Origin of the sequence: Variovorax sp. V116, from assembly GCF_041154435.1 — a bacterium.
Taxonomy (GTDB): domain Bacteria; phylum Pseudomonadota; class Gammaproteobacteria; order Burkholderiales; family Burkholderiaceae_C; genus Variovorax; species Variovorax paradoxus.
Map to the genome: position 1 here is coordinate 369,011 of NZ_AP028662.1, position 20,804 is coordinate 389,814.

Consider the following 20,804-nt stretch of genomic DNA (forward strand, 5'->3'; position numbering starts at 1 on the left):
GGACCGCTTCCGCTGCATAGCTGCCGCGCGGGCAGGGATGGAGCAAACCTTGTGGGCGGCCAGGCCGTCGCGCTCTACCGCAATTTCGCCGCGTCGAAGATCCGTCGCTTGGCGTTGAGGATATGGAGCCGTGTTGCCTCGGCGGCGTCGGCCGGGGATCGTTTCTCGATGGCGTCGAGGATCTGCTGGTGCTCCATCTGGACCAGCCGGACACGCTCGACGGTCATCTTCGATCGCACGCTGCGCGCCAGTTCCATGAATTGCCTGATGGGCGCGACACTCGTTTCGACGGCGGCCACGAAGAACTGGTTGTGCGAGGCCCTCGCGATCGCCCTGTGGAAGCGGACGTCGTCTTCGATGCCTTTGTTTCCACCCTCCATGGCCAGGGTCTGCGCTTCCAGGCAGGCTCTGATCGTCGTCAGGTCGTCGGCAGTGCGGAACTCCGCCGCAGCGGCCGCCGCCCCCGATTCAACAACTGTGCGGTAGGCGTAATACCGCTCGATGTCCGAATAGTTCCTGATGGGGGGCATGCTCGATGCCGGTGTCCCGGGGGCGCGCACGACCTGGCTGCCGGAGCCGCGGCGGGACTCGATGATCCCGTCCGATCGCAGCCTCGACAGTGCCTCCCGGACGGTCGGCCGCGAGACTCCGAATTGCGAGGCCAGTTCGCTTTCCGTCGGCAGCTTTTTCGAGTCGACGTAGTCCCCGCGCAGGATGGCTTCGACCATCCGGGCGTAGATCTGGTCGGGCAGTGTGCCGCCATTGACGTCTAGCAAGTGTTCCGCCATCGAACCGATACCCTGGGAATCTTTGTCAGACAACTATAGCAAATCTTCCGAACTTGACGAGAACAGCGAGTGGCTCTCCCGCAGCACCCTTGCTCTTCCAGAGGTGGGCGTGTGTGGGCGTGTGTCCGCGGGGCTCAGCGAAAACCCGGATGACAACTCGAAAGTTGTCTTACAAGATTCCGCCTGCCAAGCCCATCCATCAGGAGATTCCGAATGCGCCAAGTTTCCCTCTCACGGCATCGCCGCGCCCTCATTGCGGCCGTTCTCGGGGCGGCGAGCTGTGCCGGCATCGGCCTGGTCCAGGCGCAGGAGCTGCCAAAGTCGCCGGTGGTGGTCAACGTGATCGACGCCGCCGGCAACCTGGCGCTGACGCAGGGGGCGTTTGAGGCCTACCAGGCGCAGAACCCCAAGCTGGTCTCCAAGTTCACTTTCACCAAGGCGCCCGCCCCCGAGATCCCGGCCAAGATCAAGGCGATGCAGAACGCGGGCCGCAGTGACATCGACATGATCATTGTCGGCACCGATGCGCTCGCGGCCGGCCTCGAGATGAACCTGTGGGTCAAGTTGTTCCCCGACTACGCGGCCAAGTTCCCCAAGCTGCAGGAGAACTACCTTCCCAACGCCTACAAGATGCAAGCGCTGGCGAAGGACCACGGCCTGGCCATCGTCTTCATGCCTGCCGGCCCGCTGGTCGAGTTCAACCCCGACAAGGTCAAGACGCCGCCGACGACGCCCCAGGAACTGCTGGCCTGGTGCAAGTCCAATCCCAACAAGCTGATCTATGCACGGCCCGCCAACTCCGGTCCGGGGCGCACCTTCTTGATGGGGTTGCCCTATCTGCTGGGAGACAAGAACCCTGCCGACCCGATCAATGGTTGGGACAAGACCTGGGCCTACCTGAAGGATCTCGACGCCTGCATCGAGTACTACCCGACGGGAACCGCAGCCGTGATGAAGGAACTGGGCGAAGGCTCGCGCGACATGACGCTGACGGTGACGGGTTGGGACATCAACCCCAGGGCGCTGGGCATCGTGCCGAAGAACTTCCAGGTGCTGCCCTTCAAGAGCATGACGTGGGTCAACGATGCGCACTACATCGTGATTCCCAAGGGCGTCCCGCCGGAGAAGCAAGCGGTGGTTCTCGACCTGATGGCTTTCCTGCTCAAGCCGCAGCAGCAGGCGATGACCTATGACAAGGGCTACTTCTATCCGGGCCCGGCGGTCAAGGACGTGCCGCTGTCGCTGGCACCCAAGGACAGCCAGGACGTGATCAAGGAGTTCGGACGGCCTGACTACGACAAGTGGCTGGCCCAGTTCCCTCATGCCGTGCCGCTCGAGACCAAGGCCATGGTCGATGCATTCCGCCGCTGGGACCAGGACATCGGCACCCGCAAGACCAAGTGATTCGCGGCGCGCACCGCGCGCCCGACCGATGCTGCACGCGTCCATGTGGGCGCTTGCAGGCTGCTTCTTTCCAGGATTGTGTCTCTCCATGACTTCAGACTTTTCCGAGTTGCGCCTCGATGGCGTCACGCGCCGCTTTGCCGCGGGCAAGGGCGTGCAGAGCTTCACCGCGCTCAATGCCTTGACCATGACGGTCAAGCGCGGCGAGTTCATCGCGCTGCTTGGACCCTCGGGCTGCGGCAAGTCGACGGCCCTCAATTGCCTGGCCGGGCTGCTGCCCTTGACGGATGGAGGCATCTGGCTCGACGACACCCGCATCGATGTGCTGCCGCCTGAAAAACGGGGCTTTGGCATGGTGTTCCAGAACTATGCGCTCTTTCCGCACATGAGCGTGGCGCGCAATGTCGCGTTCGGGCTGGCGATGCGCGGCGTGCCAGCCGCCGAGTCGGCGCAGCGCGTGAAGCGGGCGCTGGATCTGGTGCAGCTGAACTCGCAGGCGCACAAGCTGCCCGGCCAGTTGTCCGGCGGACAGCAGCAGCGGGTCGCGATCGCCCGGGCGATCGTCATCGAGCCGCCGCTGGTGTTGATGGACGAGCCCTTGTCGAATCTCGACGCCAAGTTGCGGCTGGAGATGCGCGCCGAGATCCGGCGCATTCACCGCGAACTGGGACGATCGACGATCTACGTCACCCACGACCAGGATGAGGCGCTGTCGCTGGCCGATCGCGTCGTCGTCATGAAGGACGGCGTGGCACAGCAGATTGCCGAACCACAGCGCATCTATGCGGAGCCGGCCAACCTGGACGTGGCCCGCTTCATGGGCTATCGCAACCTGGTGGAGCTGGACGTGCGCTCGGAGGGCGGCGCGTCGGTGCAGCTCGCCGGCAGCGGCCTGGCGCTCAACGCGCGGGCGATGCAGCCACTCGCCAGCGGCAAGGCGATGCTCGCGATCCGGCCCGAGGAATTCGACGTCGTCTCTTCACCGGTGGACAACAGCTTTGCCGCCCGGGTGCTCAATGTCGAATATTGCGGCCACGACAACATCGTCGACGTCGAGGTGGCCGGCGGGCTCAAGCTGATCGTGCGCACGACGGCGCGCCTGCGGGTCGGCGATCCGGTCATGCTGGCCATTGCGCCGGACAAGGCGCTGGCCTATCCCGTCGATGCAGCCGCGGGCATGGTGCCATGAGCAGCGCCAGCCCGTCTTCGTTCGACCGGTCCCTGCTGCTGCTGGTGCCGGCGACGCTCTTCATGGTGGTGCTGTTCGTCTATCCGTTCCTCTACGGCTTGCAGCTGTCGTTCCATCCGATGGAAGGCAACTGGCTGGCGAACTACACGCAGTTCTTCACCACCGGCAACCTGCGCGACACGGTGTGGACCACGCTCAAGCTGGCCATTCCCGCCACCGTGATCAACGTCGGCGCGGCGCTGCCGATCGCCTATCAGATGCGCCGCAGCAGCCGCTTCCAGAAATTGATCACCACGCTGCTGGTCATTCCGTTGACGCTGGGCACCGTCCTGATCGCCGAGGGCATGCTCGGCTACTTCGGCCCCAAGGGCTGGCTGTCGCAGTCGCTCCAGTGGCTGCACATCTACGAAGGCCCGATCCGGCTGACGCACAACTACTGGGGCGTCCTGATTTCGCTCGTCATCTCGGGTTTCCCGTTCGCGTTCCTGCTCACGCTGTCGTACATCACCGGCATCGACCCCAACCTGCCACGCGCTGCCTCGACCCTGGGCGCAACGCCGTGGAACCAGTTCCGGCATATCTATCTGCCGCTGCTGGTCCCGGGGCTGGCGATGGCCTTCGCGCTGTCGTTCGTGCAGGCCTTCTCGGTGTTTCCGTCGGCGGTCCTGCTCGGGTCGCCGGCCGGCGCCACCCGAGTGATCTCGATCGCGGCGTATGAGGCCGCCTTCGAGCGCTACGACTATTCCATGGCTTCGGCCGTCGCGATGCTGATGGGCGTGGTGCAGCTGTTCGTCGTTGCCGCGGTCCTGGGCGCGCGCGGGATGTTCTATCGGGGCCCCGTCTCCGGCGGCAAAGGTTGACCATGGATACGCATCGCCTGCTGATGAAACTCTGGAAGTCACTGGTTGCACTGGTGATGGGCTTCTTCATCGTCAATGTCGCACTCATGGTGGCCGCGGTCGGCACCAGCTCGGTGGCCCGCCGCTGGCTCGGCACCTGGCTGCCCGATGGCTACACGTTCAACTGGTACCAGACCGCCTGGCAGGAGTTCCAGCTCGACAGCGTGCTGTGGGTCACGATCGAGGTGGTCGCCGCCGTCGTGTTCCTGTCGATCCTGATCGGCGTGCCGGCGGCCTACGCGCTGGCGCGGCGCAACTTCCGCGGCAAGAACCTGCTGATGGGGCTGTTCCTGCTGCCGCTGATGATCCCGCCGATCACCTACGGCATTCCGCTGGCGACCGTGATGTACCAGGCGCACATCGCGGGCACCATCTTCGGCGTGATCCTGGCGAACATGATTCCGGCCGTGCCGTTCATGATCCTGGTGATGACACCGTTCATCGAGCAGATCGATGCCAACCTCGAATCCGCCGCCCGCGTGTTCGGCGCCAACACCTTCAAGCTGTTCTGGCACGTGCTGTTGCCGCTGCTGGCGCCGGGCATTCTGGCGGCCTCCCTGCTGGTGCTGGTGCGCACCATCGGCATGTTCGAGCTGACCTTCCTGACGGCCGGCCCGGATTCGCAGACGCTGGTGGTGGCCCTGTACTACGCGGTCTTCGCGGCGGGCGTTCGTGCGCCGCAGTCGGTCGATGCAATGGCGATGGTCTACATGGCGGTCACGCTGGCCTGGCTGCTGATCGCGCTGCAATTCGTCAACCCGACGCAGCTGGTCAGCCGCGTCAAGGAACATCCAAAAACGGCCTGATGCCGCCCTCCATGAAGATCACGCAAGTCGATACGGTCCACGCGGCCGCCTATCCCAACATCCTGTGGGTGCAGATCCACACCGACACCGGCCTGGTGGGCCTGGGGGAAACCTTTCGTGGCGCCCAGGCCGTGCAGGCGCAGATCCATGAACTGGTCGCGCCCTACCTGCTGGGAAAGGATCCGCTCGCCATCGAAGCCCACAGCCAGCAGCTGCTGTACGGCTATGTCGGCTTTGCCAGCAGCGGCGCCGAAACGCGCGCCGCTTCAGCGGTCGACATCGCGCTGTGGGATCTGTTCGGCCAGGTCACGCAACAGCCGCTCTACCAGTTGCTCGGCGGCGCCGTGCGCGAACGCGTCCCGGTCTACAACACCTGCGCGGGCTACACCTACAACAAGGCCCCACAGCGTCGCTCGGTGACGCAGGCCAGCGCCGACGTCGCGCCCGAAGGGCCTTACGAGGACCAGGTTGCATTCGTCAAGCGCCCGGCGGCGTTGGCCGAAAGCCTGCTGTCCGAGGGCTACAAGGCGATGAAGATCTGGCCCTTCGATCCCTTCGCCCAGGCCAGCGGCGGGCAGACGATCTCGGCCCGCGACCTGGACACTGCGCTCGAGCCGTTCCGCGAAATCCGGCGCGCTGTCGGCTACGAGATGGACATCATGGTGGAGCTCCATTCGATGTGGAACCTGCCGATGGCCGTGCGGATCGCGCAGGCGCTCGAGGAGTTCAAGCCCTATTGGGTTGAGGACCCGATCCAGATGTCCAACCTCGACACGATCGCCGAATTCCGTTCGCGCACCCGCATTCCGGTCTGCGGCAGCGAGACGCTGGCCACCGTTCAGCCATTCATCCAGCTGCTCAAGAACAATGCGGTGGACTATGTGATGCTGGACCTGGGCTGGGTCGGGGGTCTCTCCGAAGCCAGAAAGATCGCGGCCCTGGCGAAGGCCTTTCACAAACCGGTCGCGCCGCATGACTGCACCGGCCCGGTCGTGCTCGCGGCGTCGCTCCACCTGGCGATGAGCACGACCAACGTGGTGCTGCAGGAAGTGGTGCGCGCTTACCTGGGAGGCTGGTATCGCGAGCTCGTGACGCAATTGCCCGATGTCCGCGCCGGCCATGCGACGGTTCCGCCCGGCGCGGGCCTGGGCCTGGCACTGTCGCCGGCGCTGCTGCAGCGGCCTGACGTGACCATCCGCAGTTCGAAGTCGTGAGCGGATGGCGATGCATCTGAACGTGACGCCCGACACCACGCTGTGCAGCGGAACGCTGACGGCGACGCTGGCGCCGGCTGCCGGCGGACGCGTCACCAGCCTCAGCTCCCGCGCAACCGCGGGCGAACGAATCGACTGGCTGGTGCCGCTCGACGACGCCGTCCGCGCCGGCGGTTTCGAATCCACCCAGTGGCCCAAGGCCGGCTGCTATCCCCTGGTTCCGTTTTCGAACCGCATCCGCGATGGCCGCATCGCCGGCACGCAGGGCAGGGTGCAGTTGCCGCTTCATCCGGGGGAACGGCACGCGCTGCATGGCGTCAGCCAGCAGCGCCCATGGCACCTCGAGCAACACGCAGCGGACCGCGCCACCATGACCTATGTCCATGTGCCGGGGGACCACGGCTGGCCATGGGCTTTTCGGGCCGAGCAGGTGGTGGAGCTCGACGCCGCGGGCATCACGCTGAGCTTGCGGGTCGCCAACGAGGACCGGGAGCCGATGCCGGGCGGTTGCGGCTTCCATCCCTATTTTCCGGCCCGCTTCGCGCACGGCCTGCAGTTCGATGCGCGCACCGTCTGGCCGGCGGACGCCGAATTCCTCGCGAGCACGCCGCAGCCGACCGGTCCGGCGGACGACTACGCGTCGGCGAAGGCCTTGCCCGATGTCGAATGCACCCGCTACTACGGCGAATGGAACGGACAAGCGCGGATGGCGGCGGCCGATGGTCCCGCCATCGAACTGCTGGCCAGCGCCGCGCTGCAGCACCTGGTGCTGCATCGGCCGGGGCCGGGAGCGTACTTCTGCGTGGAACCGGTCTCGCATGTCGCGGACGCCGCCAACCTGGCTGCGGCGCGCGCCGACACCGGCTGGCGGGTGCTCGCGCCCGGCGAGGCGATGACATGCAGCCTGCGCCTGTCCGTCTTTTCTCTGTCGAGGCAGGCCAATGACAACACCCGCGCAACTACACGAGATCGACAACATGACTGAATCAACAGCTTCCCTCAGGACTGCCCTGGACGGCATCTCAGGCATCCTGGTGACGCCCTTCGACGATGCGGACCACATCGCGCCCGATCGCCTGGGCCCCGTCGTCGACCGCGCCATCGAGGCCGGCGTCCATGTGCTGGTGGCCAACGGCAACACCAGCGAGTTCTTCGGCCTGACCATGGCGGAGGCCGAGCGCATGGTGCATGCCGCGGCGGAACATGTCCGTGGCCGCGTGCCCTTGCTGGGTGGCGTGGGGCGCAGCGTCCACGACGCCTGCGCCCTGGCGCGCGCCTCACGCCAGGCAGGTGCCGCTGCCCTGATGGTGCATCAGCTGACGGACCCTTTCGTCGCGCCCAGCGGTGTGGTCACGTATGTGCGCCGGGTTGCCGACGCGGCGGACGGCCTGCCTGTCGTGCTCTATCTGCGTGACGACGCGATCGGTCTGCCGGTGATCGAAGCCCTGTGCCGAATCCCGCAGGTCATCGGCGTGAAATGGGCGTCGCCCACGCCCTTGCGCCTGGTGCAGGCCATGGCGCAGGTGGCCGATCGCGGCCTGGCCTGGGTGTGCGGACTGGCCGAGCCCTGGGCCCCGCCGATGTATGCGGTGGGTGCCCGCGGCTTCACCTCGGGGCTGATCAACGTGCGGCCCGACCTGTCCGTGCGCATTCACGCCGCGCTCGCGAAGGGAGATCACCGGCTGGCGATGGAATTGATCGGCGGCATCGCGGCCTTCGAGGAATTGCGCACGCATGAGCGCAACGGCTCGAACGTGAGCGTGGTGAAAGCGGCGCTGCAATACGCCGGGCGAGACTGCGGCGCGGCCCGGCCGCCCAGCACCTGGCCGCTGCCGGAAGCGGACCTGGCGCAGCTCAAGCAGCTGGTCGACGGCTGGCAATAGCATGGAACGCCGCTTCTTCGCCGCCCTCCTGTTCGGCCTCATCGCTGCTGTGGGCTGGCCTGTTGCCGCACAGACTTATCCAGCCCACCCGGTGAAGCTGGTCATCCCGGTTCCGCCCGGCGGCAGTGCGGACGTGGTCGGGCGCCTGCTTGCCAACGCGGCGTCGGCGGAGCTGGGCCAGCCCATCATCGTCGACAACCGTGCCGGAGCCGCCGGCAGCGTGGGAACGGCGTCGGCGCTGAAGGCGCCGGCCGACGGCTACACGCTGGTCCAGTGCAGCATCGGCAGCTGCGCCATCAATCCGAGCCTGTACAAGAACGTCGGCTACGACCTGTTCAAGGACATGGCGCCGGTGATCCTGCTGGGCGCATCGATCAATGTGCTCACCGTCAACAACGAGGCGGGCATCCGCAGCGTGAAGGACCTGGTCGACCAGGCCAGGCGCCAGCCCATGGCCTACGCGTCTTCGGGCGTGGGCGCGTCCAACCACCTCGCCGCCGAGTTGCTCAAGAAGATGGCGGGCATCGAGCTGACGCATGTGCCGTACAAGGGATCGGGGCCTGCCATCACCGACCTCATCGGCGGCCAGGTCCCGGTGTTCTTCGACAACGAGCCTTCCATCCTGCCCTTCATCAAGCAGGGCAAGGTGCGTGCGCTGGCGGTGACGGGCAAGACGCGCTCGGCCAATCTGCCGGACGTCCCGACGATGGAAGAACTGGGTTTTGCCGGCTTCGTCATCGAGCCGTGGTACGCCTTCGCGGCCCCGGCGGGCACGCCCGAGCCGGCGATCCGGCGGCTCAATACCGCGTTCAACAACGCGCTGAATCAACCGGCGGTGCGCGACAGGATGGTCGCCATGGGCATTACCCCGGCGGGCGGCTCGCCCGAAGTGCTCGGTCGCCTGATCCGCAGCGAATACACACGCTGGGCGGAGTTGATCCGCGTGCAAGGTATCAAGGGAGATTGAGGGCCAGACGAACGCGGGGCGCCCGTACTTCTGCGTGAAGGTACTCTGGACGTGCACCCAATCACTGGGAGCCTTCATGTCGGCGCCGGTAATGCAATGCGACCGCGCCGTTGCTGAGCGGCCTCGCCGAGACCAGCTCGAGCCGTCGCGTGTTGGGCAGCCCGCTCTGGTACAGGGTCGGGCCGTGGCCGGCGATCCTGGGGTGAACGAGAAACTTGTATTCGTCGATCAGATCCAGCCGGTCCAGCGCGGTCGCGAGCTTGCCGCTACCGAGGAGCACGCCGGCCGGAGTGGCGTCCTTGAGCTTTTGCACGCCCGCTCGCAAGTCGCCCGCGATATGGTGGCTGTTGGTCCACGGGAAGCCCTTTCGCGTCGACGACACGACGTACTTCGGCTTGGCCTCCAGCTTGACCGCCCATTCGCGCACCGCCGGCGGTGCCTCCACATCGCCGCGGGCGACCGCTGGCCAGTAGCTCTCCATCATCTCGTAGGTGACGCGGCCCCAGAGCATCGCCCCACCTTCGTCCATGAGACGGGTGAAGAAGGCGTGCGTCTCGTCGTCGGCGATTCCCTCCTGGTGGTCGACGCAGCCGTCCAGCGTGACATTGAGGCTGAAGGTTAGAAGTCCCATGCGAGTCTCCTCCGGGTTAAGCGGTCCACTGGACTGTGGCTTGTCGACGAATACCTGCTCGGTCTGCTGGGCCGACTGTTTTGGGGCGCGGGGCGGCACCGTGAATGACCCGTTCGTGGCCTGGACTTCGCGTAAGAGCAGAACGTGATGCCAGCTTGCGTTGCTTCATAAAGCACGTTGCCGGCATACAGTACTTCAATGGTCGCGGCGCCCGAAAGAGGTTGCAGTTCAGATTCGCAATCAAGGATGCGCAGCCGAACATCCTGTCCGTTCGCCCTCATCTGGAGGTACGCAAAGCTTGAATACCGACTTGCCCGGCGCTCGATGCCCACGACCACCCCTTGCGCTGCTGAGAGGCCCTGCAACTGCGGCAAGGCCGTAGAGAAGCGACAACCAGCGCGGCATGCAAAATGCCTTATCCGTTGATGCGAACGACAACAGTCTCTCCTTGGGCCACGTGGCCCTTGAACCAATCCTTGCCACCTTGCTTCGCAATGGCTTGCTCGCAGGAGCAACTCGAAAGACTGAGATAAAAACGTTCAGGACGCCAGCTGTTCCAGGTGGCACCCAGCGAAAGGAGCTCACCGTCGGCCCCGAAGCTGGCAACAATGGGCGGCTCTGCACCGACAGCCAGTTGGAGTGACGCGCTCGGGCGCTGGCGCTCCAGCTTCGTGGGCTGAGGAGGATTCTCGGCCAGTTCTATCTCGTATTCGGCCTGCGCCACGAGGTGCTCTTCGGAATCGGTGGCGACATCTTCTGTCGGCAAGGTCGCTTCATCAACACTCATCAGCGTCAGGTGCAGTTCGTCACCTTCGGCCAGAACCATCTCTTCAATCCATTGCACGTGGGACCGACGTTCGTTGCCAAGGTCCCGCATCCCGCCGATGCGCAGGATGGCTGGGTGTTCGCCGTCGACCAAGGTGCTCAGATGCAATGAAACAAGAAGCGCATCTGCGGCTCCCGCCGTCACAACAGGCAGACCATTGCATCGAACTTTGAACGCTTGTATAGGAGGTCCAGGCGAGAGGATTGGAGAGGCCGGCGAAGGGTAGCTGGCCGACTGTAGCCGAAGGCTGAGCGGGCATCCTGGTTCGAAGCGGGCTTTGCCCTTTCTCCAAAGCGCCCTTGGGGTCAGGTGACGATTGCCGGCAGGCGCGATTAGTTAATGATCTCCCCCATGCCCGCGCGTACGCGCTCCCTGAGCTGCCGGATGTACTCCGCATCAAACAGTTCCCACGTGTCGAGTTCGCCGACGATACGAAGCGGCTCCCGGCTGCGGTACGAGCGTGTGGGATTACCCGGAAACTTCTTGTCGGTGACGTTGGGATCGTCCTCGAACGCGCCCGTGGGCTCGACGACGTAGACGCGTCGACGGCCGTCGCCCTTCGCCATTTCGGCGGCCAGCCCGGCACCCTTTGGCCAGGCGGTGAAGTAGATGTGGTTCATGACGACGTCGCCGTCGTAGTTTGAGCGGAAGCCTGCGGTGAGCAGGTCGCCCACCTGGAGGTCCGCCCGTGTGCCGTGGAAGTAGGGGCCGGTGTCCAAGACAGCCATTCGCAGCTCGCTCCTTGTTGACTTCGTGCTGGATCACGTAGGTGCGTCCGTGAAGCGCTTCGAATCTCAAGCGGATATCCTTTGCCCGGAATTGCGGGCGCGTCGTGAGCGCCCGCCCATCTGACAAAGTCAGTTCGCCGCGAAGCAGTACATCAGCCCGGCGCTGCCGCTCATCTTGAGTTGGTCGACGCTGCAGCCGCGCGTACCGTGCGAAGAATTCCACGACGCATTGGCTACCGGATCGGGATTGGTGCCCTTGTGGTCGTGATGGCCCACGATGGCGGAGCCGCCGTCGCTTTTGGTCCAGTTGCCGCAGGTGGTGTCCTTGCCGGGATCGGGCGCGGCCAGGCTGCCGTCAGGGCGCGAGCCGGTGAGGATGTCGTGGCGGTTGACCGGATCGCCGAAGCCGGAGACAACCTCGCCCTTCTCGGTCAGCGAGGTGTCCTTGCCGACCTTGGCGTTGGCGCTGTGCAGGTCGGCCACGCTGGTGGCGACGACCACTCCCTTGGCGTTGGTCCAGGGACCGGTGCCGATCCGGTCGCGCGCATTGACGGCCGGCTGGCCGTTCGCGGCCGTGGTGCTCAGATAGGCGCGCCACGTTTTGTTGCCCGCCCCCGCACTCGTGGCCAGCGACTGGCAGAAGCGGTCGGCTCCGGCCAAGCCTCCGAGGTCGCCGCCCTTGCCGGGGTTGGTGCTGGTGATGAAGAAGCTCATGGGGTTGCCGCTCGATGAACGCATGGCACCGCAACCGATGATCAGTGCGGTGGCTGCGACGGCGGCGCCAGTGGAAAGAAGTAAGCGGCTGGACATCGGGGGACTCCTGGCTGTATTGGAGCCGGGAGGCTACCGCACCGTCGTGCCAGCGGCAACCCGAGCCTGCCCTCCCATGCGGCAACCGCAACATCATTGCAGCGGAAGGACGGCGGCTTTTGGGCCGACTTCGGCCGGCCACGACGCTTTCTGGAGACAATGGCTCCTCTCGAAACCGGCCATGAGAGGATCAAGATGTCAGCCGACGACTGGTGGAAGTGCGGAATCGTCTATCAGGTCTATCCGCGTTCGTTCCAGGACAGCAACGGCGATGGCATCGGAGACCTGGATGGAATCCGCGCGCGGCTGGATCATCTGGCCTCGCTCGGCGTCGATGCCGTCTGGATCTCGCCGATCTATCCCTCGCCGATGGCCGACTTCGGCTACGACATCTCCGACTTTTGCGGCATCGATCCGCGCTTCGGCACGCTGGAAGGCTTCGATGCGCTGGTGCAGGAGGCGCACGCGAGAGAGCTCAGGATCATCCTGGACTTCGTGCCCAACCACACCTCGGACCATCATCCGTGGTTCATGCAGAGCCGCAGCGCGCGCAGCGATCCGCGGCGCGACTGGTACATCTGGCGTGACCCGGCGCCGGGCGGCGGGCCGCCCAACAACTGGCTCAGCAATTTCGGCGGCCCGGCCTGGACCTTCGATCCGGCCACCGGCCAGTACTACGCCCATTCCTTCCTGAAGGAGCAGCCCGACCTGAACTGGCGCAACCCCGAAGTGCGGACCGCGATGTACGAGGTGCTGCGCTTCTGGCTTCGGCGCGGCGTCGACGGGTTCCGCGTCGACGTGCTCTCCCAGATCATCAAGGACGCGCAATTCCGCGACAACCCGCCGAACCCGGATTTCATCGAAGGCCAGGACCCCTTCTTTCGCTGGCAGATGCTCTACAACACCGACCTGCCGGAGGTGCAGCCGATCGTGGCCGAGATGCGCCGCGTGGTCGACGAGTTCAGCGACGCACGCTCGTCGCGCGTGCTGATCGGCGAGCTCTACCTGCCGCTCGCGCGCCTGGTCGCCTACTACGGACTCAACACCGAAGGTGTGCTTGAAGGCGTGCAGCTGCCCTTCAACTTCCAGCTGATCGCGACCGAGTGGCAGGCGGCGCACATCGACCGCCTTGTGCGCGACTACGAAGCCGCCTTGCCCGCCGGCGCCCAGCCGAACTGGGTGCTGGGCAACCACGACAGGTCGCGCATCGCGAGCCGCGTCGGGCCGCAGATGGCACGGCTCGCGGCCATGCTGCTGCTCACGCTGCGCGGCACGCCGACGCTCTACTACGGCGACGAGATCGGCATGACGGACGTCGCCATTCCCGCCGATGAGGTGCAGGACCCGTTCGAGAAGAACAAGCCCGGCATGGGCCTGGGCCGCGACCCGGAGCGAACACCCATGCAGTGGAGCGCCGCAGCGCATGCGGGCTTCACGACCGGTACCCCGTGGCTGCGCCTGGCGGCCGACTGGCCCACGCGCAACGTGGAAGCGCAATCGCAGGACGCGGGATCGATGCTGGGGCTCTACCGGCGCCTCATCGCGCTGCGCCGCGCGCAGCCTGCGCTGAACCGGGGCCACTACGAAGCGCTCGATGCCGAGGGCGAGGTGCTCGCCTATGCGCGCAGCTTCGAAGGACGGCGGCTGGTGGTGCTGTTGAACTTCGGCGCCACCCCGGCGCCGATCTCGCCGGCGTTGATGCCGCACCAGCCGATCGTGCTGGCATCGACCGATCCTGCGCGTGCCGAGTCGATCGAGGGGCCGCTGGTGATCGCGCCTTGCGAAGGCGTCGTGCTCGGCGCCATGGACGACCAAGGTCCGGCGACACGCTGAGCAATCAAGGCGTGCCGGCCTGGATCTCGACGTAGCTGCGCGCGTGCCAGCGCACGCGAAGGGGCCACTTCGCGTCGGCGATGGTTTCCGAATTCACGTCCTTGCCGCTGCCATAGTTGATCTGCCGGTCGGGCCGCTTGTTGAGGCCGACCAGCAGCACGATGCGGCTGCCCGCCGCAAGCTTGCAAGCCGTCACGCGCTCGGCGGTGAACGCAAGCAGCTGGCGCTCGCCGGCCCGCAGAAGCCTGCGGCGCACGCGATGGCCTGCGTAGCTGGCGCGGAAATCGTAGGGATCGAACAGCAGCTGGTACTCGCCGCTTTCCGTCTGCTCGTACAGCGAGATGCTGAAGTCCACGTCCTGCCGCGAGGGCGTGATGTCGAACACGCCCTGCAGGCTGCCGAAGATCTCGGTGTCCTGCGGAAGCGGATCGCTGACAAAGCGGATGCTGTTGCGCGCCGGCAGCTGCGCCGCGCGCAGCGCGTCCGGCCACGGAATGCGCACGTCACGCCGATCGGCAAGATCGACCGAGAGCCGCGCGTTGCCACCGCCTTCTTCGGACGGCGACGGCAACAGGCGGTGCGGCTCGTCGCGCTCGCGGGTGTCGAGGTAGAAGCGCAGCCGCGTGCGCTGCGGCGCATCCAGCGCCGGCACATGGCGCCATTGGTCCGCGCCCATCACCTGGTAGTTGACGCGATCCCCCAGCAGGGCAGGCTTGTTCGCGCCCTTCAGGATGTGGTCGAGCCACTGCAGGCGCAGCTCGGGCAGGTCGACGCGTGCGGCGGGGTCGAGCGTGTAGCCGCGCAGCGTGGCCGCCGTGCCATGCCGGATCGAGGCCGCGTCGTAGGGGCCGAGCAGCAGCGTCGTGTCGGCCTGCGGCCGGTGGCGGCGATGCTCCTGATGGAAGTAGAGCGCGCCGGAGTCCGCGCCGTAGTAGCCGGCAAAGCTGAGCACCGGAATGTCGATGCGCGCAAACTGCTCCGCCGACGGCAGGAACTTCTGCCAGTAGCGATCATGGCTCGGATGCGTGAGCCAGGTCCGGATCAGCCGGCTGCGCTTGCCCAGCAGGACGCGGTCCACGTCCCAGTAGGGGCGATGGCCGCGATACCAGCGCGCGTCGAGTGCCTGCCATGCCGTGTCCGGGTCGGCATCGACGCCGGGCCGCAGGGGCTCGCCCTCCGCGTGCTCCTCGGCCCAGCGCACCATGGCGTTGCGGAAGATCTGCCCGGCCATCGGAAAGTCGATGCCCGGCGCCATCGGCGCGATCGTGGCAATGGCCTTGAGCGCGGCCGGTCTCCTGCGGGCGGCGGCCCAGGCGGCATAGCCGGAGTAGCCGTCGCCGATCATGCAGACGCGGCCGTCGCTCCACGCCTGCCGGGCAATCCAGTCGATGACGGCGGCGGCGTCTTCGCCGTCGCGAACGAACGGCCACACGGCGCCCTTGCCGTCGGGCGTGCGTCCGCGCACGTACGCCGTGACGCCGACGTAGCCCTTGGCGGCGCTGCGCTGGGCGTCGTCCTCGGCGGGATCGAGCGTGAAGCGCAGCAGCGTCGGCAGGGCGCCCGGTGCGTCATTGGCGCGGCCGGGCCGAACCAGGCGCGCATGGATGACAGCGCCGCGCACGGGAATCCTGAGGTCGGCCTCCGCCACGTAGCGGTTGCGGTTTTCCGCCGCGAACACTTCAGGCAGCAGCGCACCGAAGCTGCGGCGCGACTCGTACGAATGCCAGGTCCGCACGAGCGCCAGCGCATCGTCCTGCGGGAGGCTGCCCTTCGCGCGCCAGAGATCGAAAGCCCGGCGCAGCGGCTCTGCATAGACCGCAGCCGGGATCTCGAGCCGCGCCATGATGGCCTGGGCTTGGGCATTGTCGAGCGGCGACACCAGTTCCCGGAATGCGCGCGCGTAGGCTTCGGCGAAGCCGAGGCGCTCGTTCGCTTCGAGTGCGCGCGCACGGGCGTAGATGCCGTCGAGGATCGCGCGCTGCACCAGGTCGTCGAACGGCTTGCCCTGGCGGCGGGTGCGCAGGGCTCGGCTGCTGTCGGAGGCTGCACGGTAGGCGCCGCTGACGATCTGCAGCGCGGTCAGGTTGGCCAGGAAGACATCGGTGTCCGCGTCCTGGTACACCGGCAGGATGCGCTCGGCCAGGTCCCGCATCAGGTCCGCCGCGGCGGCATCCTCGGGATCGCGCGGCGGCTTGAAGCCGAAATCCGCCGCCCAGCTCCACGCGGGCAGCGCAAGCATCAGCCGCACGAGGGCGCGGCGCGCACGACCGACGGTGGACCCAAGGTGTCTCATGGCCGCTGCTCCTCGCGCACGGTGTTTGCCGGCGCCTTGACCAGGTGCACCACCTGAGTGAACAGCCGGTCGCGCGCTTCTCCGGCCGAGCCTATGTGGACGATGCCCGTGTGCTCGAGCTTGCCCAGCACGTCGATGATGAGTTCGAGCGTGTCGTCGTCGAACGCGCCGAAGGCTTCGTCCATCACCAGCCAGGGCGGCGCCTGCAGCACCACGCGGGCGAAGCCCAGCCGCAACTGCTCGTCCATGCTGAGTTCGCTCTCCCAGCGGCCCGTCTTGTTCAGCAATGGTTCCAGGCGCTGGAGGCCCACGCTCGCCAGTGCGGCCACCATGGCTTCCCTCGGGTAGCTCGACGGTTCCATCGCATACGACAGCACTTCGGCCAGCGTGCCGCGGGGGATGTAGGGCGTGCCGCGCGGCATGTAGTGGATGGTCTCGCCGGCGGGCCGGCGCACGGTGCCGGAGCCCCAGGGCCAAAGGCCCGCGAGCGCCCGGAACAGCAGGGTCTTCTCGGTGCCCGGTGTGCCGAGGATCAGGACGCGTTGGCCGCGGTGCAAGACAAGGCCGGGGGCGTCCAGCCGATCGTGGCCGGTCCAGGAGCGGACTTCGAGCGCTTCGATCGCGAGCGCCCCGGCTTCGCCCTCTTCATAGGCGATGCGGCTGCCGCCTGCGCGTGCCTCCAGGTCGGACGCGAGCATGCGGCGCAGGTCGGCAACGCGCAGCAGCGTGGCGCGCCAGTCGGCAATGATGCTGAAGTTGTCGACGAACCAGCGCAGCGACGACTGCGCCTGCGTGAAGGCCGCGGCGGCCATCATCAGGCCGCCGAACGACACCTTCCCCGAGAAGTACAGGGGCGCGGCCACCAGCGTCGGCGCGATGATGGTGATCCAGCCGAAGCCTGCGGTGACCCAGGTCAGGTTGGTCAGCCCGAGCACCACGCGCGACGTGGCGCGCAGGACATCGCCGAAATGCATGGCGACGCGGCGCTTCTCGTCGGCCTCGCCACCCGCCAGGGAGATGCCGTCGAGATGCTCGTTGATGCGCGTCAGCGAGAAGCGCAATTCGCCCTCGCGCGCGTAGCGCTCGGCATTGCGCGCGATCAGGCCGCTGCCGACCCAGTAGGTGACCAGCGAGCCGGCGATCGCATAGGCAATGGCCGCCCACAGCATGAAGCCCGGCAGCACATGGTCCTTGCCATTGAAGAAGAGGCTGAAGTCCTTGGAGAGGACCCACAGCACGCTCGCAAAGCTGCCGAACAGCATCGCTGCCTGCAACAGGCCGACGCCAAGGGTGACCGACAGATCGCACAGCTTCAGCGTGTCGTCGTGCATGCGCTGGTCGGGGTGGGCGCCCATCGGGCCGCTGGCCTGGAGCCAGAACGCCCGGCGCGGCTGCAGCCACAGGCCTACGAGGTCATTGACCACGGCCTCGCGCAGCTTCAGCTGCAGGGTTTCGCCGAGCCACCGCTGCGCCACGTTCAGGACCAGCAGCGCGCCCGCAATGACCGCGAAGACGCCCACCTGCACGACGAATTCGCCGAGGTCGCGGCGCGAGATCGCATCGTAGAACGGCTTGTTCCAGCTGTTGAGCTCGATCTGCCCATACGCGGTGAGCGCGACCACCACGACGATCGCACCCATCAGTGCGACCAGCGTTTTCGCGACCGGGGACACGCGCAAGGCGCCGAGCAGCTCGCTGACCTGACGGAAGAAACCGGTCCTTGTCGCCGGCTCGACACGGTGCTCTGTCCGCGCGCTCATCGCTGCCGCGACGCCTCGCAGGCGGCGGCCGCGCTGCGGCGCGCCGAGACACACGAAATGAACGCGGCGTGGCTCCAGGCCAGTTGCTTGGCCGAGGTCTGCACGCCGCTGCGTTGGTCGAACTGTTCCGACAGGTCGCCGCCGGCCGGCGTGTACGCGCGCACGGTGGCGAGGTAGGCGTCGCCGCGGTCGAGCCAGTGGCGTGCATCGCCGCCCATCGCCGCGGCGCGGAAACAGAACTCGGCGGCGCCGAGCGTCGAGAAGTAGTACGCGCCGCCCGAGTAGTACACGTCGCCCGCATACCGGCCCATCGCCGCGCCGAGGCCTGCAGCGCGGCCGTGGTTGATGGGATAGGCCGCATTGAACAGCGCGTCCAGGCGCGCCAGCGTGGCCTGCATGCGCGGGTCGGCCGGTCCATGCGCGGCCTCGGTGCCGAGGCTGTGGATCGCCGACAGGATCACCGCGATGTCCAGCGCCTTCGGACCGGGCCGGCCGTCCTCCAGCGCGCGTGATCGGTAGTAGCCCGGCGCCGCGTCTCGTTCGCCTCGTTCATCCACCCAGTAGCCGTCGAGCAGGCGCAGCACCACGCGCGACTCTTCCCGGCAACGCTGCGCCTGCGCCGTGTCACCCTGGCCCTCCAGCCATGCCGCGCCCTCGGCCAGCGCGGCCGCTGCGACGCGCAATGTGTAGTAGTGGTGGCCGAGCTCCTCTTCCCAGATGTCGTAGGACGGCTCGCGCCAGCGGCGCAGCGTGAAGTCGAGATCGAAGCGGATCAGCTCGGCAGCTTCCGCCAGCAGCGGCGCGTCGAGGTGCCCGCCGGCCGCCCAGCGCAGCAGCGCCAGCGCGCGCAGCGGCGCGCCATCGTGCTGGGGGCGATTCCATCGGCAGACATCGAGCGTGCCGTCGGGGTTCACCCGCGTCTCGGCGGCCACCAGGTCGCCGAAAGCTTTCGCAAGGTCATGGTCTTCGCGCAGGTACTGCAGGAGCTCGGGGGCCACGCATGCGCTGCGGTCCTCCACCGCGGCAGCCGCGCGGCCGTCGAGGCGGTTCAAGTCCAGGCTGAAGCGGACGAAATCGCGCAGGTGCTGCAGGGCTTCGTCGCCGATGTGCCCTTCGATGTAGAGCAGGCGCAGTGCATCGACGACGACGGCGGAATCGCGGAACCAATGAAAGAAGTAGTCAGGGTCCGGGTTGTAGTCGGCAAGCACGGGCGAGGCGACGATGGCGCCGGCGATCGGCCGCACGGTCTGGCCGAAGCCCGGCCGGTGCTTGACGATCGACACCGGCGAGATGCTGGACAGCATCGCGCTCGCCGAATGGCGAAGCTGTGTTTCGAGCCAGGGCTCGAATGCCGGGTCTTGCTGGCTCGCCACGCTGAAGCTCACGCCGACGACGCCCCGAGATGCGGGCTGCTGAAGTCCAGGGCGCGCAGCCCGGCCTGCACTTCGGGCACGCTCATGAACAGTTTCCACAGAAGGCCCGTGCGATGGTTCTCCATCATCACGACGATAGGGCCCTGGTCGATGGCAAGGAAGGTGTTGGCGAACCAGTCTCGCTGCTCGCAGAACGCATCGACGAAGCCGTAGTCCCGCCACACCCGCTCGCCATGCACGGTGAGGAAATGCCGCATCACCCGCATCACCTCGGCGGGCGCGTAGGGCAGGCTGGCCAGTGCGGCCGTCGGCGAGATGGTGCCGTTGTCGTTGCTCGGATCGTGCGCAAGGTAGCCGTCGGGGTCGTCGCTCGCGGTCAGGCCCCAGCACGATTCGCCGTAGCCCGGGAAGCCCCGGGGGTTGGCGATGCAGTGGGCGCGGTTGATCCGCACGTGGCGGGTGTTGAGATCCCAGTAGTCGGCGTAGCGGTCCTTCAGCCCGCGCGGATCGAGGCCGCAAAACGAGTAGTGCGTAAAGAACAGGGGACCGCCGTAGGGCATGCCCAGCGGAATCTCGACGCCGTAGTACGAGTGGCCGTTGACGAAGCCGTCCCCCGCCGCGTAGCCGCGGTGGTACACCCGCGGATCGATCGCATGGCGCGGCGCGGCCGCCGCCAGGAAGTAGGTGATGAGGCACTCGTTCCAGCCGCGCACCTCATGGTTCATCGCCCAGCCGTGGTTCGGGCTCCAGTGCCAATACAACACGTCGCGCCCGCCCTGGGTGAACCAGTTCCATTCGACCTCGTGCCACAGCGTGTCGATGTCGGCGCGCAACCGGCGCGCCATGGCCGTGTCCTCGCTGAAATACTGGCGCGCGCAGAGCAGGCCCATGCAGAGGAACGAGGTCTCGACCAGGTCGCCCGCATCGTCCTTGGGGCTCATCGGGATCGTCGCGCCGCTCGCTGCGTCCATGAAGTGCGGGAAGGCGCCGTGGTAGCGCCTGGCGCGAAAGAGGGCGTCCCGCATGCGTCCCAGGCGCTCCAGCGCCGCGTCCCGCGTGACCCAGCCGCGCTCCACCGCGACGATCAGCGCCATGATGCCGAAGCCGGTGCCGCCGATCGCCGCACGCTCGTCGGCCAGGTCTTTGCCCGTGGCGCCGACGAGCGTGCGGCGGTCGAGCGCCAGGCCGCTGGCGGCCTCCGCACCGTCCCAGAAATAGCGGAAGGTCTGCCGCTGCACGGCATCGATCAAGGCCTCATCGGGCAGGGCTGCCAAGGCCTTCGGGTTCCTGTCATCCTTCTTCAACACGCATGGCTCCTTTCGTTGGTGGTCCCGGGCGTCACGTTTGGTTTCGCCGAATCGTCGGCGACGCCACACGGCCGAGGGCGCTCTGCCCGCAGC

At 66.9% G+C, this 20,804-nt stretch carries 18 protein-coding genes; 9 read left to right on the forward strand and 9 right to left on the reverse strand.

Features of this window, described 5'->3' with window-relative positions; translation table 11 throughout:
• Positions 1-74: 74 nt before the first annotated feature.
• On the reverse strand, positions 75-788 hold the full coding sequence (locus ACAM58_RS27745) for a FadR/GntR family transcriptional regulator (RefSeq protein ID WP_015865593.1): 714 nt from the start codon (positions 786-788) through the stop codon (positions 75-77).
• Positions 789-1,001: 213 nt separating this feature from the next.
• Here ACAM58_RS27745 and ACAM58_RS27750 point away from each other — a divergent pair, with 213 nt between their 5' ends.
• The 8 genes from ACAM58_RS27750 to ACAM58_RS27785 all read left to right on the forward strand — a co-directional run bounded on the left by ACAM58_RS27750 (position 1,002) and on the right by ACAM58_RS27785 (position 9,150).
• Complete coding sequence (locus ACAM58_RS27750; RefSeq protein ID WP_369664982.1) at positions 1,002-2,192, forward strand: extracellular solute-binding protein; 1,191 nt, start codon at positions 1,002-1,004, stop codon at positions 2,190-2,192.
• An 88-nt stretch (positions 2,193-2,280) separates the two neighbouring features.
• Positions 2,281-3,381 (forward strand): ABC transporter ATP-binding protein, encoded by a 1,101-nt coding sequence (locus ACAM58_RS27755; RefSeq protein WP_278878585.1) that lies wholly within the window; start codon positions 2,281-2,283, stop codon positions 3,379-3,381.
• Positions 3,378-4,241 (forward strand): carbohydrate ABC transporter permease, encoded by an 864-nt coding sequence (locus ACAM58_RS27760; RefSeq protein WP_015865590.1) that lies wholly within the window; start codon positions 3,378-3,380, stop codon positions 4,239-4,241. The genes ACAM58_RS27755 and ACAM58_RS27760 overlap by 4 nt, the downstream gene beginning before the upstream one ends.
• A 2-nt stretch (positions 4,242-4,243) precedes the next feature.
• Positions 4,244-5,086 carry an ABC transporter permease gene (locus ACAM58_RS27765; RefSeq protein WP_015865589.1) on the forward strand — a complete coding sequence of 281 codons (843 nt, stop codon included), beginning with the start codon at positions 4,244-4,246 and terminating at the stop codon, positions 5,084-5,086.
• A gap of 11 nt (positions 5,087-5,097) precedes the next feature.
• Positions 5,098-6,300, forward strand: a complete 1,203-nt coding sequence (locus tag ACAM58_RS27770; RefSeq protein WP_369664983.1) for a mandelate racemase/muconate lactonizing enzyme family protein — start codon at positions 5,098-5,100, stop codon at positions 6,298-6,300.
• Positions 6,301-6,304: 4 nt separating this feature from the next.
• Entirely contained in the window at positions 6,305-7,285 is a 981-nt protein-coding gene (locus ACAM58_RS27775) for an aldose 1-epimerase (RefSeq protein WP_369664984.1), read from the forward strand.
• Positions 7,278-8,183, forward strand: a complete 906-nt coding sequence (locus ACAM58_RS27780; RefSeq protein ID WP_027729707.1) for a dihydrodipicolinate synthase family protein — start codon at positions 7,278-7,280, stop codon at positions 8,181-8,183. Before ACAM58_RS27775 ends, ACAM58_RS27780 begins: the two co-directional genes overlap by 8 nt.
• Position 8,184: 1 nt before the next feature.
• Positions 8,185-9,150, forward strand: coding sequence for a Bug family tripartite tricarboxylate transporter substrate binding protein (locus tag ACAM58_RS27785; protein WP_369664985.1), 966 nt, complete (start codon positions 8,185-8,187; stop codon positions 9,148-9,150).
• A 61-nt stretch (positions 9,151-9,211) separates the two neighbouring features.
• Here ACAM58_RS27785 and ACAM58_RS27790 read toward each other — a convergent pair whose 3' ends face one another.
• The 4 genes from ACAM58_RS27790 to ACAM58_RS27805 all read right to left on the reverse strand — a co-directional run bounded on the left by ACAM58_RS27790 (position 9,212) and on the right by ACAM58_RS27805 (position 12,145).
• Positions 9,212-9,781, reverse strand: coding sequence for a dihydrofolate reductase family protein (locus ACAM58_RS27790; protein ID WP_018907181.1), 570 nt, complete (start codon positions 9,779-9,781; stop codon positions 9,212-9,214).
• 415 nt (positions 9,782-10,196) lie between these two features.
• Entirely contained in the window at positions 10,197-10,700 is a 504-nt protein-coding gene (locus tag ACAM58_RS27795) for a hypothetical protein (protein WP_307594990.1), read from the reverse strand.
• Between the two features lie 239 nt (positions 10,701-10,939).
• Complete coding sequence (gene arr / locus ACAM58_RS27800) at positions 10,940-11,335, reverse strand: NAD(+)--rifampin ADP-ribosyltransferase (RefSeq protein ID WP_018907183.1); 396 nt, start codon at positions 11,333-11,335, stop codon at positions 10,940-10,942.
• A gap of 129 nt (positions 11,336-11,464) precedes the next feature.
• The gene (locus ACAM58_RS27805; protein WP_018907184.1) at positions 11,465-12,145 is read right to left on the reverse strand and encodes a hypothetical protein; all 681 of its coding nucleotides are present in this window, start codon (positions 12,143-12,145) and stop codon (positions 11,465-11,467) included.
• 195 nt (positions 12,146-12,340) lie between these two features.
• Here ACAM58_RS27805 and ACAM58_RS27810 point away from each other — a divergent pair, with 195 nt between their 5' ends.
• Positions 12,341-13,978, forward strand: coding sequence for an alpha-amylase family glycosyl hydrolase (locus ACAM58_RS27810; RefSeq protein WP_369664986.1), 1,638 nt, complete (start codon positions 12,341-12,343; stop codon positions 13,976-13,978).
• 4 nt (positions 13,979-13,982) lie between these two features.
• Here the strand turns inward: ACAM58_RS27810 and ACAM58_RS27815 are convergent, their stop codons facing one another.
• Genes ACAM58_RS27815 through ACAM58_RS27830 form a run of 4 tightly spaced genes read right to left on the reverse strand, consistent with a single transcriptional unit; the run spans position 13,983 to position 20,708 of the window.
• On the reverse strand, positions 13,983-16,271 hold the full coding sequence (locus ACAM58_RS27815) for a CocE/NonD family hydrolase (RefSeq protein WP_027729950.1): 2,289 nt from the start codon (positions 16,269-16,271) through the stop codon (positions 13,983-13,985).
• Positions 16,268-18,031, reverse strand: coding sequence for an ABC transporter ATP-binding protein/permease (locus ACAM58_RS27820; RefSeq protein WP_049809863.1), 1,764 nt, complete (start codon positions 18,029-18,031; stop codon positions 16,268-16,270). The genes ACAM58_RS27815 and ACAM58_RS27820 overlap by 4 nt, the downstream gene beginning before the upstream one ends.
• Complete coding sequence (locus ACAM58_RS27825; protein ID WP_027729948.1) at positions 18,028-19,416, reverse strand: glycoside hydrolase family 15 protein; 1,389 nt, start codon at positions 19,414-19,416, stop codon at positions 18,028-18,030. The genes ACAM58_RS27820 and ACAM58_RS27825 overlap by 4 nt, the downstream gene beginning before the upstream one ends.
• Positions 19,413-20,708 carry a glucoamylase family protein gene (locus tag ACAM58_RS27830; protein ID WP_155247918.1) on the reverse strand — a complete coding sequence of 432 codons (1,296 nt, stop codon included), beginning with the start codon at positions 20,706-20,708 and terminating at the stop codon, positions 19,413-19,415. The genes ACAM58_RS27825 and ACAM58_RS27830 overlap by 4 nt, the downstream gene beginning before the upstream one ends.
• Positions 20,709-20,804 lie beyond the last annotated feature (96 nt).

Excerpts from the sequence above, each read along its gene's own strand:
- ACAM58_RS27755 (WP_278878585.1), top strand. The coding sequence starts at position 2,281 with ATGACTTCAGACTTTTCCGAGTTGCGCCTCGATGGCGTCACGCGCCGC.
- ACAM58_RS27810 (WP_369664986.1), top strand. The coding sequence starts at position 12,341 with ATGTCAGCCGACGACTGGTGGAAGTGCGGAATCGTCTATCAGGTCTAT.
- ACAM58_RS27780 (WP_027729707.1), top strand. The coding sequence starts at position 7,278 with ATGACTGAATCAACAGCTTCCCTCAGGACTGCCCTGGACGGCATCTCA.
- ACAM58_RS27760 (WP_015865590.1), top strand. The coding sequence starts at position 3,378 with ATGAGCAGCGCCAGCCCGTCTTCGTTCGACCGGTCCCTGCTGCTGCTG.
- arr (WP_018907183.1), bottom strand. The coding sequence starts at position 11,335 with ATGGCTGTCTTGGACACCGGCCCCTACTTCCACGGCACACGGGCGGAC.
- ACAM58_RS27750 (WP_369664982.1), top strand. The coding sequence starts at position 1,002 with ATGCGCCAAGTTTCCCTCTCACGGCATCGCCGCGCCCTCATTGCGGCC.
- ACAM58_RS27775 (WP_369664984.1), top strand. The coding sequence starts at position 6,305 with ATGGCGATGCATCTGAACGTGACGCCCGACACCACGCTGTGCAGCGGA.
- ACAM58_RS27770 (WP_369664983.1), top strand. The coding sequence starts at position 5,098 with ATGAAGATCACGCAAGTCGATACGGTCCACGCGGCCGCCTATCCCAAC.
- ACAM58_RS27745 (WP_015865593.1), bottom strand. The coding sequence starts at position 788 with ATGGCGGAACACTTGCTAGACGTCAATGGCGGCACACTGCCCGACCAG.
- ACAM58_RS27790 (WP_018907181.1), bottom strand. The coding sequence starts at position 9,781 with ATGGGACTTCTAACCTTCAGCCTCAATGTCACGCTGGACGGCTGCGTC.
- ACAM58_RS27820 (WP_049809863.1), bottom strand. The coding sequence starts at position 18,031 with ATGAGCGCGCGGACAGAGCACCGTGTCGAGCCGGCGACAAGGACCGGT.
- ACAM58_RS27815 (WP_027729950.1), bottom strand. The coding sequence starts at position 16,271 with ATGAGACACCTTGGGTCCACCGTCGGTCGTGCGCGCCGCGCCCTCGTG.
- ACAM58_RS27785 (WP_369664985.1), top strand. The coding sequence starts at position 8,185 with ATGGAACGCCGCTTCTTCGCCGCCCTCCTGTTCGGCCTCATCGCTGCT.
- ACAM58_RS27805 (WP_018907184.1), bottom strand. The coding sequence starts at position 12,145 with ATGTCCAGCCGCTTACTTCTTTCCACTGGCGCCGCCGTCGCAGCCACC.
- ACAM58_RS27765 (WP_015865589.1), top strand. The coding sequence starts at position 4,244 with ATGGATACGCATCGCCTGCTGATGAAACTCTGGAAGTCACTGGTTGCA.